The sequence below is a fragment of the Candidatus Thermoplasmatota archaeon genome, from assembly GCA_035540375.1.
Taxonomy (GTDB): domain Archaea; phylum Thermoplasmatota; class SW-10-69-26; order JACQPN01; family JAJPHT01; genus DATLGO01.
This window is the reverse complement of record DATLGO010000005.1, coordinates 1-14,183: the sequence shown is the minus strand read 5'-3', so window position 1 is coordinate 14,183 and position 14,183 is coordinate 1. Positions and strand designations below refer to the sequence as shown.

Here is a 14,183-nt window from a genome sequence, read left to right as displayed (position 1 = left end):
GGGTGTAGCGCCAGCCTTCATCCTCGTTGTCCGCTGTCTGGTTGCGGTACGGCTCGGGGATGTCGTCGAACATGAAGCGGCGGCCCTGGCTGTTCAGCAGGATGCCTCCCTCCCCGCGGACGCCCTCGGTGACGAGGATGCCCTGCACGCTGGGCGGCCAGATCATGCCGGTCGGGTGGAACTGGATGAACTCGAGGTCCATGAGGTCCGCGCCGGCCTCGTAGGCGAGGCCGTAGCCGTCGCCGGTGTACTCCCACGAGTTCGAGGTGACCTTGAACGCCTTGCCGACGCCGCCGCAGGCGAGCACGACGGCCTTGGCGCGGAACAGGTGCAGCTTGCCGTCCTGGCGCTCGTAGGCGAGGGCGCCCGCCACCCGGTCGCCGTCCTTGAGGAGGCGCGTGACGACGGTCTCCATGAAGACCTCGAGGTTGGGCGTGTGCACGGCCTTGTCCTGCAGGCTGCGGATGATCTCGAGGCCCGTGCGGTCGCCGACGTGGGCCAGGCGCGGGTAGGTGTGGCCGCCGAAGTTGCGCTGGTTCATCCAGCCGTCCTTCGTGCGGTCGAAGACGGCGCCCCACATCTCGAGCTCGCGCACGCGCGCGGGCGCCTCCTTCGCGTGGTGGACCGCCATGCGGTAGTCGGCGAGGTGCTTCGATCCGCGCATCGTGTCGCGGAAGTGGACCATCCAGTTGTCGCGCGCGTCGGCGTTCGAGAGGGCCGCCGCGACGCCGCCCTCGGCCATGACGGTGTGCGCCTTGCCGAGGAGAGACTTGCAGATGACCGCGGTCTTCTGGCCCATCGTCGCGGACTCGATCGCCGCGCGGAGGCCCGCGCCGCCCGCGCCGACGACCACGACGTCGTGGACGTGCGTGTCGAAACGATCCATCAGATCAGCCTCACGTCGTGGATGATGCCCATCGAGAGCAGGCGGACGTAGACGTCCGCGAACCAGACGCTGAAGAGGGAGACCCACGCCCAGAGCTGGTGGCGCTCGTTGAGCGAGGTGACGCGCTTCCAGATCGACAGGCGGGCCTGCGAGACCGAGTCGCGCGTGAAGCAGTCCAGCTCCCCGCCGACGAGATGGCGGAACGAGTGGCAGCCGAACGTGTAGAAGCTGAGGAAGAGCGCGTTGAGCGTCAGCACGATCGTGCCGACGCCGACGCCGATCGAGTGGCCGCCGTCGGCCGTCGGCTGGTCGAACGCGAGGACGGCGTCCCACCAGAGGAAGGCGACGACGACGATCGTGAAGTAGAGGAAGAAGCGGTGGAGGTTGTTCAGATACCACGGGAACGAGGTCTCGCCGTGGTAGACGCCCTTGTGGGGGATGGAGTTCAGGCTGAGGTCCTTGATGGAGCAGCCCGGAGGGTCCCAGAAGAACGAGCGGTAGTACGCCTTTCGATAGTAGTAGCACGAGGCCCGGAAGCCGAGCGGGATCCAGAGGATGAGGAACGCCGGCGAGAGCCAGGGGAACGGGGAGGCGAGGAGGGGGGAATAGAGCGGCGACAGGTACGGGTGGTGTTCGTAGTGCGCGCCCTGGAGCGCGGCCCAGAACGCGTAGAGGCCGAAGGTGCCGAGCACGCCGACGACGAGCGTCGGCTGGACCCACCACGGGAGGGTGAACTTGCCCGTCGATTCGCGGGTCGTGATCTCGCCGGATGCGGTGGGGCCTGCCATGGCGTCGACTCCCGAGCGTGGGTCGAATTGACTCCACCTATATGAAGCGTCCGACCGGGGCTCGCGCGCCTGTTTTCTCGACGATTTCGCAGGGCGGGACGCGGCGAGGAACGCTTCGTCCATACTGTCCATGCACGTACCCACGGCCGGCCGGACGCGACGCGCGCGGTCGACCCTCGCCTTGTACCACAACGGGGAACCCGGGGCGGGCGAACCGCGGGGCGTGCGCTCGAACATGCTGCGTCTCGCGCTCCTCGCCCTCGCGGCCATCCTCGCCGCCGCCGCGCTCCCGCCCGCCGCCCCGGGCGCCGAGGACGGGGCCGACGCGTACCGCTACACGTTCCGCTTCGAGAACCTCGCCGAACGCCTCGATCCCCGCCACGGCTGGACGGCCGATCGCGCGTCGTCCTCGTTCGACCTCCAGATCCGCGCCGCGGACGTCGTCGCGGTCACGTTCTTCCTCAACTGGACGGACGACGAGGGCGCGAACGACACCCTTCGGCTATCCGCGCGCGAGCCCGGCGGAACCGCCCATGGCCCGGTCGGCGGGGCGGCCGCGCGCGGCTCCATCGCCCTGCGCGTCCTCGGCGACGAGCGACCCGACGGCCCCGTCGTCATCGACGCGAAGGACGAGGACGAGGCGTACCGCAAGCTCGCGGCGCTCCACCCGCCCTCGCGGTGGGCGACGGGCGTCTGGAACGCGACCCTCCGCGTCGACGCCAAGGGCTCGACGGTGGGGGGCGTCATCCCGGTCGCGGATCCGGGCAACGACTGGGATCTCACCGTCACGTACCGTTACCGCCAGGCGCTCCTCGTCGACGTCGAGCCCCTGGGCCCCGGCGAGGCGCCGCCGGACGACGAGCCGCTCCCCAACGGAACGGGCGACGACCACCCCTTCAACCCGGACCCGGAGGCGCTGACAGAGGTGCGCTACCCGACGTTCTGGGAGACGCCCGAGGCCGAGGCCGGCGTGATGCTCATGTCGGCGGGCCTCGGCGTCGCCGCGGCGCTCCTCGTCGCGGGCCGCATGGGTCGCGCCTCGCCGTTGCGCAAATGATCACCCGATCCACTTGCCGAGGACGACGGCGGCGCCCTTCGGATCGAGCGGGAGCGCGATGGGCTCGCGACCCTCGACAGCGAGACGCAGCACGTTGTCGAGCGGCGCGAGGTTCGCGCGCGGGCTGAACTCGGCCATCCGCGCGACCGTCACGCGCCGACCGTCGGGGAGTCGCGCGCGCAAGGCCGGCATCGCGAGCCCGAACCGTCCGTGGGCCCGCACGCTCGCGCCGCGCTCGACGAGCGCGGCGTGCGCGGCGTTCAATGCGGGGAAGAGCGACGCGTTCATGCGCGTGAGCACGAGCGCGACGACGGCCGCGAGCGCGGGCGGAAGCAGGAACACGAGCGGCAGCGGCGAGGGGGGCGCGCGCAGCGCGAGCGCGAGGCCGAGCGCGAAGCCGAGGACGGCCGGCGCGATCGCCGCGGTGCGCCAGTGGTAGGGTCCGCTCACGCGGGCTCGACCTCCACGTCGGCCTCGGCGAGGTGACGGCCGCCGTCGACGAGGGCGAGGCGCCACGTGCCGGGCGTCGCGAACGCGACGCGCGCGGAGAGGACGCCGGGATCGTCGGGCGCGGGCGCGAGCGTCGTCGTGACGGAGGGGCCCTCGGGCGGCGTCGCCTTGAGGGCGAGGCCCCGCGGCGGCGCGCCGTCCTCCGCGTCCACGTACCACGCGACCCGCGCTTCGCGTTCCGCGACGAGCGCTCGCGGGAGCTCGAGCGTCGAGCGCACGCCGTCCTTCGCGAACCGGCCGAGGGTGCGGAGCGGCAGGTCTCGCGCCGTCTCCTCCGGGAGGACGACGTCGACGAGGGAAACCTTCATTGGAATATCCTCGCGCGGCCGGTCGAGCGCGGGCCACGTCGCGACCCGGCCGATGGCGCGCACGACCTCCATGCCTTCGACGACCTGACCGAACACGGTGAATCTCCCGTACGCCTCGGAGACGGCGCCTTTCGGATCCTTGAGGTGCGGCTGCGGGAATTCGCACACGAAGAACTGGCTCGTCGCCGAGTCCGGGTCGAGGTCGCGCGCCATGCCGAGGGCGCCGGCCGAGAAGAAGTACGAGGCGTTCGTCTCGAGCGGCACGGTCGCGTCCGATCCGCCCTGCCCCGTTCCGGTCGGATCGCCGCCCTGGATCACGAAATGCCGGACGACGCGGTGGAAGAGCGTCCCGTCGTAGAATCCGCGCCGCGCGAGATCCTCGAAGTTCGCGACGGTCTTCGGCGCGGCCTCCGGGTAGAGCACGAGCGTGAACGACCCGAGCGCGGTCTCGACGCGCGCCCCGCGGAACGTGACGGTGCGCGGCGCGTCGGGGGCGTCGAGGGCGGCCGGGGGCGCGAGGCATCCCGCAAGCGCGGGCGCAAAGAGCGCAAGGACGACGCCGGCCGCGAGCGGTCGCATGGCCGCCCATCGCGCGGGTCCCACAAACGCCTTTCGACCGCCCGCGGTCTATTTGTGGGGGAAGCCTCTCGTGGCGACGTGGCGCGGCCGCTGACCCTGCTCTACGTCGCGACGTTCCTCTTCACGCTGATGCAGGGGGCCGGCCTGCCGCTCATCCCGCAGCACCTGAAGCTCACCTTCGGCGCGGGCCTCTTCCTCGTCGGGCTCGTCTCGGGCGTCTTCGGCGCGATGCAGATCTTCCTCCGCCTCCCGCTCGGCGACGTCACGGACCGTCGCGGCCGACGCTTCGGCCTCTTCGCCGCGTTCGGGACGGCCGCGGTCTCGGGCGCTTTCTACGTCCTCGCCGCGTCGCCCGCGTGGCTTGCGGCGGCGCAGGCGCTCTTCGGCTTCGCAAGCGGCATCTTCTGGGTGTCCGCGAACGCGTATCTCTTCGATCATGCGGCGCCGGGGGAGATCCACGCCGCGACCTCGAACTACGCGATGGCGCTCGGCCTCGCGTTCCTCGTGGGCCCGCCGCTCGGGGGAGCCGTCGCGGACACCTACGGCTTCGCGGTTGCGCTCCTCGTCTTCCCCGTCGCGGGTCTCCTCGGGCTCGGCCTTGTCGCCCTCATGCCCGAGGCCGCTCGCCTTGAAGGTCCCCGCCCCGAAGGCAGCGTCGGCGTCCGCGCGCGTCGGCTGCTGCGCCACCCCGACCTCATGATGAGCGTCGTCGGCACGCTCGCCTTCAGCACGCTCTTCTCGACCCTGAGCGCGTTCTTTCCCGTCTACCTCGTCGCGCTCGGCTTCGGCGCCTTCCTCGTGGGCGTCCTCACCGCGGTTCGGCAGGTGGCTTCCACGGCGACGCGCTCCGTCATGCCGCGGCTCCTCGCCCGTTTCGGCGCGCGCAACGTCATCGTCGCGGGCGTGGCCGTCTCCGCGGCGTTCGTCGCCCTCACGCCGTTCCTGACCGACCCATGGGCGCTCGCCGCCCTCTCGGCCGCGACCGGCCTCGGCATGGGCGTCATGGTGCCCGCGAACCTCACGCTCATCGCCGGGGCGGCCCCCGCCGCCGAGCGCGGCCTCGCGAACGGGCTCTATGGCACGGCGCTCGGCGTCGGGTCGAGCGTGGCGCCCCTCGCGTTCGGGTACGCGGGCGCGACATTCGGCGCCGCCGCGCCGTTCTGGCTCGCGGCCTTGACGGCGCCGCTCGTCATCGCGCTCGGGTGGAATCGCGCGAAGGCCGCGGGGCCCGCCGCACCCGCGCCCGGATGATCACAGGTCGCGCGCGAAACCATCGAGCGCATAGAACGCGTCCGCGTCGGCGCGCTCGGGCTCCTTCGCGTCGCCCGCGACGACGGCGAGGAGCTTTCCGATCGTGTCGTCGTTCACGGCGCCGTAGCCCTGGAAGTAGTAGCGGACGAGGTCACTCGGCACGAGTCCGGCGCCCGCGGGGAGGGTCATGTGCGAGCCGATCGATCCGTCGCAGGCCGCGCCGTCGCGCGGCGTCGCGCGCGGCGCGGGATCGGCCGTGCGGAAGAGCGCCCGTACGAGCTCGTCGACCGTGAGCTGGCCGTCGCCGAGCGGCCCCGCCGCGGTGGGCGAGCCGGAGGCGAGCGCGCCCGCATGGGCGACGCGGGGATCGCCCAGGATGGACCGCGCCTCGAGGATCGCGCGCGCGGCGGCCCCCGCGACGAAGGGCGTCGCGCCGCTCGTGCCCGACGCCTCGTTCGCGACGCGGTCCACGCTGCGATGGCCCGCGCTCGGCGAGCCGCACGCGTCGGCGACGACGTGGGGCACCGAGCCGCTCCACGGTGTGAGCTTACCGTTGTCGTGGCCCCCGACCGCGATGACGCCGGGCGCGCCCGCGGGCGTGCGTATCCACGTCGGCTCGCCGACGCCGCCGAGGATGCCGGCAAGCCCGTTGCCCGCCGCGGCGAACACGAGCTGGCCCGAGGCCGCGGCCTTCGCGTAGGCCGCGCGCGTCGCGCTGTCCGTGGCGCCGATGCTCACCCAGGAGTTGGACTGCACGTCGATCCAGGGTTGAGCCGCCGCCCAGGCGCCGCTTGCCGCGCCGATGCCGCCGATGACGACGAGATGGCACGCGGGACAGGCGCCGACGGTGTTGCCGACGGCGCGCGAGGCGGTCATGGTCCCGTGCCCGTTCTCGTCGAGGCCCGGAATGACGTCGTCCTGCGAGAGGGAATCGTCTTCGGGCGCGATGGAGATGAGTCCGACGATCTTCGTGCCGGGAATCCAGTACAGCTTCCCGCGCTCGACCCGTTCCCAGACCTCCGCGTCGGCCGCGAGCGCGCCGTCGTAGGAGCCGCCGTCGAGCGTGAGCGGGAGCGCCTCGGCGTCCGCGGGATAGCCCGCGATGTACTCGCTCGGGTGCCGGCGGGAGTCGGGCGCGTCCGATCGGAATTCGAGGTGGTAGGGATTGACGCCCGTGTCGATGACCGCGACGACGGCGCGCGCGACGGGCGGAAGGAGCGGAGCCTCGTTCGGGTCCACGGGCGGCGAGGAGGGCGACGACGGGCCGGGGCGCGTCGGCTGGGACGGACCCGGCGTCGACGGAGGCGGGCCTCCCGGAGGAGGCGACCCGCCGGGGGGATCCGACCCCTCGTCCGGGGGCGCGGGCGCGCCCAGGCAGCCAGCGACGAGCAGGACGGCGGCGAGGAGCAGGGCGGCGGGGGCGCGGGGAGCCACCTTCCTGGGTCCGATGTCTCGTTTCATGACCTTTGCGGTGGAGGCGTTGAACCGAGGACGTGGAACCGCAGCAGACCGTCCGGCCCCTCTTCGATCGCCACGGGCGCGTCGATCTCCGGCGCGCCCGAGGCGAGTAGCGCCATCGCGCGCGTCCCGTCCGGGAGCGCCACGAGGCCGACGACGCGATCCGGCTCGAACCCCGCGGGGGGGATCGCGATCTCCGTGAAGCTGAGGAGCCGCCCGTTCACGCCACCGCCTCCAGGAGCGTGACGAGGACGTTGTTCCCGAGACCGCCGATGTTGTGCGCGAGCGCGCGACGCGCGCGATCGGCCTGCCGCGGCCCCGCCTCGCCCCGAAGCTGACGGACGAGCTCGGCGACCTGCGCGACGCCCGTCGCGCCGACCGGATGGCCGCGCGCCTTGAGCCCGCCGCCGAGGTTCGTCGGGAGGCGCCCTCCGAGTGCGGTTTCGCCCGCGCGGAGCATCGCCGCGCTTTCCGCGACCGTGGCGAAGCCGAGGTCGGCGAGGTTCGTGATCTCGAGGAGCGTGAACGCGTCGTGCGTCTCGAGCACGTCGACGTCCCGCCGCGACCAGCCCGCGCGCGCGAAGGCCTGGTCCGCGGCGAGGCGCGTTGCGCGGAAGCCCGTGAGGAAGTCGTTTCCCGGCCGCTCGGCGAGGCTCAGCGTGTCGGTCGCCTGGCCGAGTCCCGCGACGCGGACGCGGGACGGGCGCGCGGTGACGAGGAGGGCGGCGGCGCCGTCCGACATCGGGGCGCAGTCGAAGACGCGCAGCGGGTCGGCGACGAGAGGGGAGCGGAGGACATCCTCGACCGAGACGGGCTTCCGGAATTGCGCGTCCGGATTGCGGGCGCCGTGGGCGTGCGCCTTCACGGCCGCGAGGGCGAGGTCCTCGCGTGTCACGCCGTGATCGCGCATCGCGCGCCGCGTCATGAGCGCGACGAGCGCGGGCATCGTGAGCCCGTAGCGGCGTTCGCGCGGATCGATCATGTCGGCGAGGACGCGGCTCGCGACGTCGGTCGGGACGCGCGTCATCGTCTCCGCCCCGACGACGAGGGCGCGCTCGGCGAGGCCCGCGCCGACGGCGGCGACGGCCGCGTGCAGGGCGGCGGCGCCCGAGGAGGGGGCCGTCTCGATCCGGGTCGCGGGCGCCGGGACCGTGCCGATCGCGCCCGCGATCCACGCGGCCGCGTTCGCCTGACCCGCGAGGCTTTCCGGGAACTGGGTCGCGACGAAGAGATGGTCGATGTCGCCTGCCTCGAGACCCGCGTCGGTCAGGGCCGCCGCGGCCGCCTCCCGGGCAAGGTCGGCAAGGGATCCCTCCCGCCGGCCGAACCGGGCGACACCCGCGCCCGCGAGGAAGACGTCCATCGGGCGGCAACCCGTCCCCTTCCTCTAATATCCGTCGAAGCGGATGGTCCACGGGCTCACGCGAAGCCTTAAGCGAGCCCAATGTGTGAGCGCGATCGAGATTCCCATGCCGAGCACCCTCCGCACGATCACGCTTGCGCTCGCCATGGCCGTCGCGGCCGTCGCCGCCGGCTGCATCGGCGCGACCGAGACCGTGGACCCGCCCTCGCCGTCGATCCCGAGCACGACCGTCGATCCCGGAAACACCACGATCAACGAAACGGTCCCGGACCCGAACGTTCCGCTCGGCGTGCACCCGTTCACGGGCAAGACCGCCGGCGCGGGCGCCGCCGACTTCTGCTTCAACTCGGCGGACGGATCCGCCTCCTCCGAAGCGATCGAGGTCAAGCACCCGAACGCGAGCGCCCGCGTCGAGGTCGCCTACAAGGCGGCTGGTACGGGCGTCGGCCGGTCCGGCAACACGATCCAGGTCTCCGTGGTCAGCGATGATTTCGCGCCGCTCGGAACCAAGGCCGGTCCGTCGCCGATCGTGATCGACATCGAAGGGGCGAAGATCGGCACATCGCCCCGGATCCTGATCTACACGTACGTCTGCGAGGGCGTCGCGACGGATCAGCCGTGGACCGGCGCCGTCTCGTTCTGGTCGGACGCGATCCCCGCCAACTTCACCGCTCTTGAATCGTAGGATGGAAACCCCATGACCCACCGCACCACCTTCGCCTTCGCCGCGCTCTCGATGATCCTCGCGGGCGCGTTCGCGGGCTGCATCGGATCGAAGACCGAAACGGAAGACCCTGCGACCGGGCTCGATCCCGCAGGCGACCTCGCCGCGAATGCGACGGCCCCGAAGGTCGAGACGTTCAAGGGCAACCTCGTGGGCGGCGGCGCCTGCGGCGTGGCGACGTACAACCTGCCCGACGCGAAGTTCATGAACGACTTCAGCGTCCCGAAGAACACGACCGCCGCGCGGTTCGAGGCGGCCTTCAAGCCGTCCGGGCCCACCGTCCAGGAGTTCTACTACCGCGTCGAGAACACCGAGGGCAAGCTCATCAAGAGCGCGAAGGGCGCGACGTCGCCGCTCGTCGTGGACCTCGAAGCGACGGACCTCAAGGGCCTCGGCACGGTCCGGTTCCGCGCCTGGGTCTGCGGCGCCTCGGCCTCGCAGCCGTTCGACTTCGCCGTGTCCTTCTTCCAGGATGCGATCCCGTCGGGCTACACGGCCTTCAAGGCCTGAGCCCCGCCATCCCGGGGCGCCCCGTGCGGGCGCCCCGCGCTCCTTTTCAGCGCTCCGCGCGACGGATGCTCACGAACGCGTTGTAGTCGGGCACGCCCGCGATCGGGTCGTATTTCCTCGGGATGAGCACGTTCGCCTCGGGCCAGTAGGCCTGCACGTGCCGCCGCGCGATCGGACCCGCGCGCGCCGTCGCGCGCAGGGTTCCCGTCTCGTTCGAGAGGATGACGTCATCGCCGTCCGCAAGACCCAGGTGCGCGAGGTCGTCCGCGTGGAGGAACACGTCCTCGCGGTCGCCGTTCCTCAGCAGGTAATCCTTGTCGCCGAAGACGATGCTGTTGAACTGCTTCCCGCGACGCGTCGTGAGAAGGAAGCGGCCCTCGGGCACGAGCCGCGGAGGGAGCGCGACGACGCTGAAGCGCGCGCGTCTGTCGGGCATGTTCACGAACCCGTCCGCGCCGAGCCTCTCGCCGCCCCATTGCACCCAGTCGCCCTGCTTCTCGAGCGTCTCCACGCCCGCGTACATCGGCATCGACGTCGCCATCTCGGCGCGGATCTCGGCCGAATCCCGGTACGCGAAGCCCGGTTTTCCCATGGCGCGCCCGATGAGCGCGGGAATCTCCCACTCGGGTCGCGCTTCGCCGATCACTGGATGTCCTTCGATCTCGGGCGTGAAGCGGATGCGGCGCTCCGTGCTCGTGGAAGTCCCGCCCGATCGTTGCTCATATCGCGTCTGGGCGGGCAGGACGAGAACGGCCTCGGCCGCGTCGAGCACGGTCGAGGTGTTGAGGACGATGTCCTGGTGGATGCGCAGCGGCACCGACGCGAGCGCCTCGCGCATGAAGCGCGGGTCCGGCATCGTCTCGAGCAGGTTGCCGCCGAGCGAATAGAGAACGTCCATCTCGCCGCGCGCCGCGCGCTCGAGCATCTCGCCCGTCATGAGGCCCTTTTCGACGGGGACGTCGAAGCCCCAGAGGTCGGAGAAGCGCTTCGCGCTCTCGGCCGTGAGCGGCACGCCGCCGGGGAGCTTCTCGGGGTCGACGCCGCATTCGCCGCCGCCCTGCACGCCGGAGTGGCCGCGGATGGGCATGATGCCCGTCTTCGGACGACCGACGTTGCCTTTCGCGAGCGCGAGGTTGACGACGCTCCGAACGTTGTCGACGCCGAAGCTGTGCTGCGTGAGGCCCATGCTGTACACGATGACCGCGCTCGAAGCCTCGCCGTACATACGCGCGAAGGCCTCCATCTTCTCGCGCTTCGCGCCGGATCGCGATTCGAGCTCGCCCCACGAAAGCTTCGCGACGTGCTCGCGCAACGCGTCGAAGCCCGTCGTCTGCTCCGCGATGAACGCCTTGTCCTCGAGGCCCGCTTCGAAGAGCGCCTTGAGGACGCCGTGGATGAACGCGACGTCGCCGCCGACGTTCACCTCGAAGAACGCGTCGCAAAGCGGCGTGCCGAAGAGCGCGCTCGAGGGCACGCTCGGAATCCAGTACCGCTCCAGGCCGGGCTCGAGGACGGGGTTCACGACGACGATGCGCGTCCCCCGCTTGCGGGCGACGTGCATGTATTTGGTGGAAACGGGCTGGTTGTTCGGAAGGTCCGTTCCGAACAGGATGAGGAGATCCGTCCCGATGAAATCCGAGAGCGAGCACGTGGGCGCGCCCCAGCCTATGGTTTCGCGAAGGCCTGAGACGGACGGCGCGTGGCAGAGGCGCGAGCACAGATCCACGTTGTTCGTGCCGAGGGCGCGCGCGAGCTTCTGCACGACATAGTAGGGCTCGTTCGTGAGGCCGCGCGACGTGACGAAGAAGCCGAGGCGGTCGGGCGCGGTGCGCTCGAGGCGCCGCGTGACGATGGCGAGAGCCTCCGCCCAATCGATGCGCCGGAAGCCCTTCGCGCCGGGTTCGAGGAGGAGCGGGAAGGGGATGCGGCCGAGCGCCTGCAGCTCCCGGTTCGACATGGCCCGAAGGCGCTCGATGTCGCTCCAGTCCTCCTCGCGCATGGGCCCCATCGTGTTGAGGCGCAGGAGCTTCAGGCGCGTGAGGCAGAGGTGCGTGCCCGGGATGACGTCGTCCTTGAGGCCGTTCGGCCCGAGGGAGCACCCGTCGCAGACGCCGTGGCGGAGGATGCGCAACGCGTAGGCCGCGTTGTCGCGGTTCTCCCAGGCGACCTTGAGCATCTCGCGATAATGGCGCGGCTTGCTCTCGACGAGGAGCCCGAACGGGACGGCTTCCTTGAGGCGCGTCGCGAAGGGCTTCCGCGGGAGGGGCATGCGCCGGGAACCGCCCCGCCGCCCATAAAGCCGAGGCTCGCCGCGGTCAAAGGACGCGGCGCGGATGGGTGTAGACGTTCACCTTCCCGTCGCGCAGGAACGCCGCCACGGTAACGCCGAACGCGTCGGCGGTCTCGAGCGCGAGGCTCGACGGGGCCGAGACCGCGGCGACGATCGGGATCGCGGCCGCGACCGCCTTCTGCACGATCTCGAACCCGACGCGGCCCGACACGAGGAGCGCATGACCCGCGAGGGGCGTGCGATCCTCGCGCAGGGCCCAGCCTACGATCTTGTCCACCGCGTTGTGGCGGCCGACGTCCTCGCGTAGCGCGACGAGGTTCCCCTCGGCATCGAAGAGGCCCGCGGCGTGCAGGCCGCCCGTGCGATCGAAGGTCGGCTGCGCCGCGCGGAGGCGCTCCGGGAGTTCGAAGAGCGTCGCGCGCGACATCGCAAAACCATCCTCGGGGACGGGGGGATGACGGATCGCGAGCGACTCGAGCGTGCCCTTCCCGCAAACGCCGCAGGAGGATGAAGCGTAGAAATTGCGGCCCAACGAGACGGCGCCCGCGACGGAGGGCGGAACGTTGACGGTGACCACGTTCGGGGCAGCGTGCGGCGCGAAGCCGAGCACGTCCGCGCGCGAGGCGATGACGCCTTCCGTCGCGAGGAAGCCGAGCGCAAGGTCCTCGTCGTGGCCCGGCGTGCGCATCACCACCGCCGCCGCGCGGTGGTTCACGCGGATCTCGAGCGGCTCCTCGACGGCGACAGCGTCCGCGCGGGCTTCGCCGCCTGCCGCATCGAGACGCTGGAGCCGGACCTCGCGCGCCATGTCGCGGGACATGCGTCCGCGAGGCCCGACCGGGGACTTAAGCCGTTCCCGTCAACGGGTCACGTGGTGGCTGTGGTCGCCCCGCGTGCGGCCGTCCGGGAGATGGATGTCGTACTGGTGGTAGGCGATCCCCTCCGTGAAGGCGACGCCGGGACCGATCGCGATGTGCTCGAGCTTCCACTTGCCCTTCGGGTTCGCGTTCTCGAAGAACTGGATCTTGTACGTCCCGGCCGCGGTCGCTTCCGTGACGTAGGTCTTTCCCTCCGGATCCGTGACCGTTTCGCGATAGAGCCCCACGCCGTGGAGCGCCGGATTCAGCGAAAGGCCCACGATCTGCACGAAGGTCACGCGATTGTAGTCCTCGGTGATCTCGATCTCCTCGGTCGGGAGCGCGGGCTGCAGGCCGAAGCCCATGCCCGCGAAGCGGCCGTGGATGAACACCAGGTCCTCGCCCCGGGGGATCGTGATCCACCCCTCGAAGCCGTAGCCGTGGTCGATGACCTCGAAGCTCACGGTCGTCTTGTCCGTGAAGGAGCGGATCTCGTGGATCTTCGGATCGTAGATGGCCTCGTAGGCCTGCGTAGGCTGGCCGGCCGCGTTCGTCCCGCCCGAGTACGTGATCTTGGCCGTGCCATCGTCGAGGACCTTGACCGTCGCGGTGACCTCGGGGCGGCCCGAGAACGTGGTCTTCCACGTCGCGCCGTCGACGAGCGGGAACTGGAGGGGGCGGAAGAGTTCGTCGTGGGTGTCGTATGAGAGGTCCGCCTTGTTGACCTCGCCGAAGGCCGGCGTGTGGTAGATGACGGCCTCCTTGTACCATCCTTCGTGCGGCATCCCGAAGAGGTAGTGCTCATCCGTCTCCCCCGCGACGACGCGGACGAACTCGACCTCGAGACCGTCCAAGGGACTCGAGAACTTGATCCGCCACCATTCGCCGACGGTGAGCTTCGGGGCCGTCTCCAAGGTGAGGTTCAGGTCCGGGGGCGCCGAGGGGCCGGTCGAGACGTTGCCGCGGGTCGGCTCCGGGCGGTCGCCGCCCGAGCTGTTCGTGAGGACCTCGCTCGGGGGGGCCTCGGGGTCGCTCGACGCACCGAGGCAGCCCGCAAGCCCGAGGGCGGCGGCGAGGGCGAAGGCCAGGAGCTGGCGCATGCGCCTGCCACGCGGGCGTGGTCAAAAAGGAGTCTTGTAGACGCCATGTCCAACCCGCCGTTTCACACCCGCATCCAGGTTGCTTATCACCCCCCGAGGCGAGGTTAGCCTGGTGACGCACATGGTTGCGAACAACAAGTCCCCGGCTCGAAAGACGACCGCCCGCTTCCGCGGCTTCCGCGCGTTCGCGCTCCTCCTGCTCGGTCTCGTGGCCGTGGCGGGATTGGCTTCGGCGCAGTCCAGCATGAAGGCGGACTGGGCCACGCGCGTCGTGCAGGAGTCGACGGCGGACGTGGGATACACGGCGGACCTCGCACCGCCCGAGGTGTACGCGCCCGAGGCGGCGGCGAACCTCGACTATTACGCGAACCTCAAGCTCGACGAGAACGTGAAGGGCGCCCAGAAGGCCGCCCAGCACTCGCAGGTCTCCGTGACGGCGCAGTTCAACGCCGCCATCGACGCGGCCAGCGCGGCCGTCGGTGAGATCATCAACGCGGCGCAC

General features: G+C 71.1%; 15 protein-coding genes. 5 read left to right on the top strand and 10 right to left on the bottom strand.

Translation table 11 applies throughout. The features are described 5' to 3' along the window. On the bottom strand, window positions 1–886 hold an 886-nt coding region (locus VM889_00560; GenBank protein HVL47029.1), incomplete at its 3' end, for an FAD-binding protein. Then, window positions 886–1,674, bottom strand: a complete 789-nt coding sequence (locus tag VM889_00555; GenBank protein ID HVL47028.1) for a succinate dehydrogenase — start codon at window positions 1,672–1,674, stop codon at window positions 886–888. The genes VM889_00555 and VM889_00560, both read right to left, overlap by 1 nt. Window positions 1,675–1,897: 223 nt before the next feature. Here VM889_00555 and VM889_00550 point away from each other — a divergent pair, with 223 nt between their 5' ends. Then, the gene (locus VM889_00550; protein HVL47027.1) at window positions 1,898–2,731 is read left to right on the top strand and encodes a hypothetical protein; all 834 of its coding nucleotides are present in this window, start codon (window positions 1,898–1,900) and stop codon (window positions 2,729–2,731) included. Here the strand turns inward: VM889_00550 and VM889_00545 are convergent, their stop codons facing one another. Together VM889_00545 and VM889_00540 are read right to left on the bottom strand one after the other, a co-directional pair. After that, window positions 2,732–3,181, bottom strand: a complete 450-nt coding sequence (locus VM889_00545) for a hypothetical protein (protein ID HVL47026.1) — start codon at window positions 3,179–3,181, stop codon at window positions 2,732–2,734. Continuing rightward, the gene (locus VM889_00540) at window positions 3,178–4,128 is read right to left on the bottom strand and encodes a peptidylprolyl isomerase (GenBank protein ID HVL47025.1); all 951 of its coding nucleotides are present in this window, start codon (window positions 4,126–4,128) and stop codon (window positions 3,178–3,180) included. The genes VM889_00545 and VM889_00540 overlap by 4 nt, the downstream gene beginning before the upstream one ends. Window positions 4,129–4,206: 78 nt before the next feature. Between VM889_00540 and VM889_00535 the strand changes: the two genes are divergently transcribed. Further along, on the top strand, window positions 4,207–5,379 hold the full coding sequence (locus VM889_00535) for an MFS transporter (protein ID HVL47024.1): 1,173 nt from the start codon (window positions 4,207–4,209) through the stop codon (window positions 5,377–5,379). Here VM889_00535 and VM889_00530 read toward each other — a convergent pair whose 3' ends face one another. The 3 genes from VM889_00530 to VM889_00520 are packed head-to-tail and all read right to left on the bottom strand — an operon-like array spanning window position 5,380 to window position 8,200. Continuing rightward, the gene (locus VM889_00530; protein HVL47023.1) at window positions 5,380–6,813 is read right to left on the bottom strand and encodes a S8 family serine peptidase; all 1,434 of its coding nucleotides are present in this window, start codon (window positions 6,811–6,813) and stop codon (window positions 5,380–5,382) included. It lies immediately after the preceding gene. Between the two features lie 23 nt (window positions 6,814–6,836). Further along, a complete protein-coding gene (locus VM889_00525) occupies window positions 6,837–7,061 on the bottom strand; it encodes an OB-fold domain-containing protein (GenBank protein ID HVL47022.1) in 225 nt (74 codons plus the stop codon). Then, on the bottom strand, window positions 7,058–8,200 hold the full coding sequence (locus VM889_00520) for a hypothetical protein (protein HVL47021.1): 1,143 nt from the start codon (window positions 8,198–8,200) through the stop codon (window positions 7,058–7,060). The genes VM889_00525 and VM889_00520 overlap by 4 nt, the downstream gene beginning before the upstream one ends. Before the next feature lie 85 nt (window positions 8,201–8,285). On the opposite strand from VM889_00520, the gene VM889_00515 reads away from it, so the two are divergent. Beyond that, the gene (locus VM889_00515) at window positions 8,286–8,885 is read left to right on the top strand and encodes a hypothetical protein (protein ID HVL47020.1); all 600 of its coding nucleotides are present in this window, start codon (window positions 8,286–8,288) and stop codon (window positions 8,883–8,885) included. Between the two features lie 12 nt (window positions 8,886–8,897). Beyond that, window positions 8,898–9,434, top strand: a complete 537-nt coding sequence (locus VM889_00510; GenBank protein HVL47019.1) for a hypothetical protein — start codon at window positions 8,898–8,900, stop codon at window positions 9,432–9,434. Window positions 9,435–9,480: 46 nt separating this feature from the next. Here VM889_00510 and VM889_00505 read toward each other — a convergent pair whose 3' ends face one another. The 3 genes from VM889_00505 to VM889_00495 are packed head-to-tail and all read right to left on the bottom strand — an operon-like array spanning window position 9,481 to window position 13,681. Then, window positions 9,481–11,703, bottom strand: coding sequence for an FdhF/YdeP family oxidoreductase (locus tag VM889_00505; protein HVL47018.1), 2,223 nt, complete (start codon window positions 11,701–11,703; stop codon window positions 9,481–9,483). A 46-nt stretch (window positions 11,704–11,749) separates the two neighbouring features. Beyond that, window positions 11,750–12,544: a formate dehydrogenase accessory sulfurtransferase FdhD gene (gene fdhD / locus VM889_00500; protein ID HVL47017.1), complete on the bottom strand. Its 795-nt coding sequence runs from the start codon at window positions 12,542–12,544 to the stop codon at window positions 11,750–11,752. A gap of 39 nt (window positions 12,545–12,583) precedes the next feature. Then, the gene (locus VM889_00495; GenBank protein ID HVL47016.1) at window positions 12,584–13,681 is read right to left on the bottom strand and encodes a hypothetical protein; all 1,098 of its coding nucleotides are present in this window, start codon (window positions 13,679–13,681) and stop codon (window positions 12,584–12,586) included. 112 nt (window positions 13,682–13,793) lie between these two features. Between VM889_00495 and VM889_00490 the strand changes: the two genes are divergently transcribed. Beyond that, a partial coding sequence (locus tag VM889_00490; protein HVL47015.1) for a hypothetical protein occupies window positions 13,794–14,183 on the top strand: 390 nt, incomplete at its 3' end.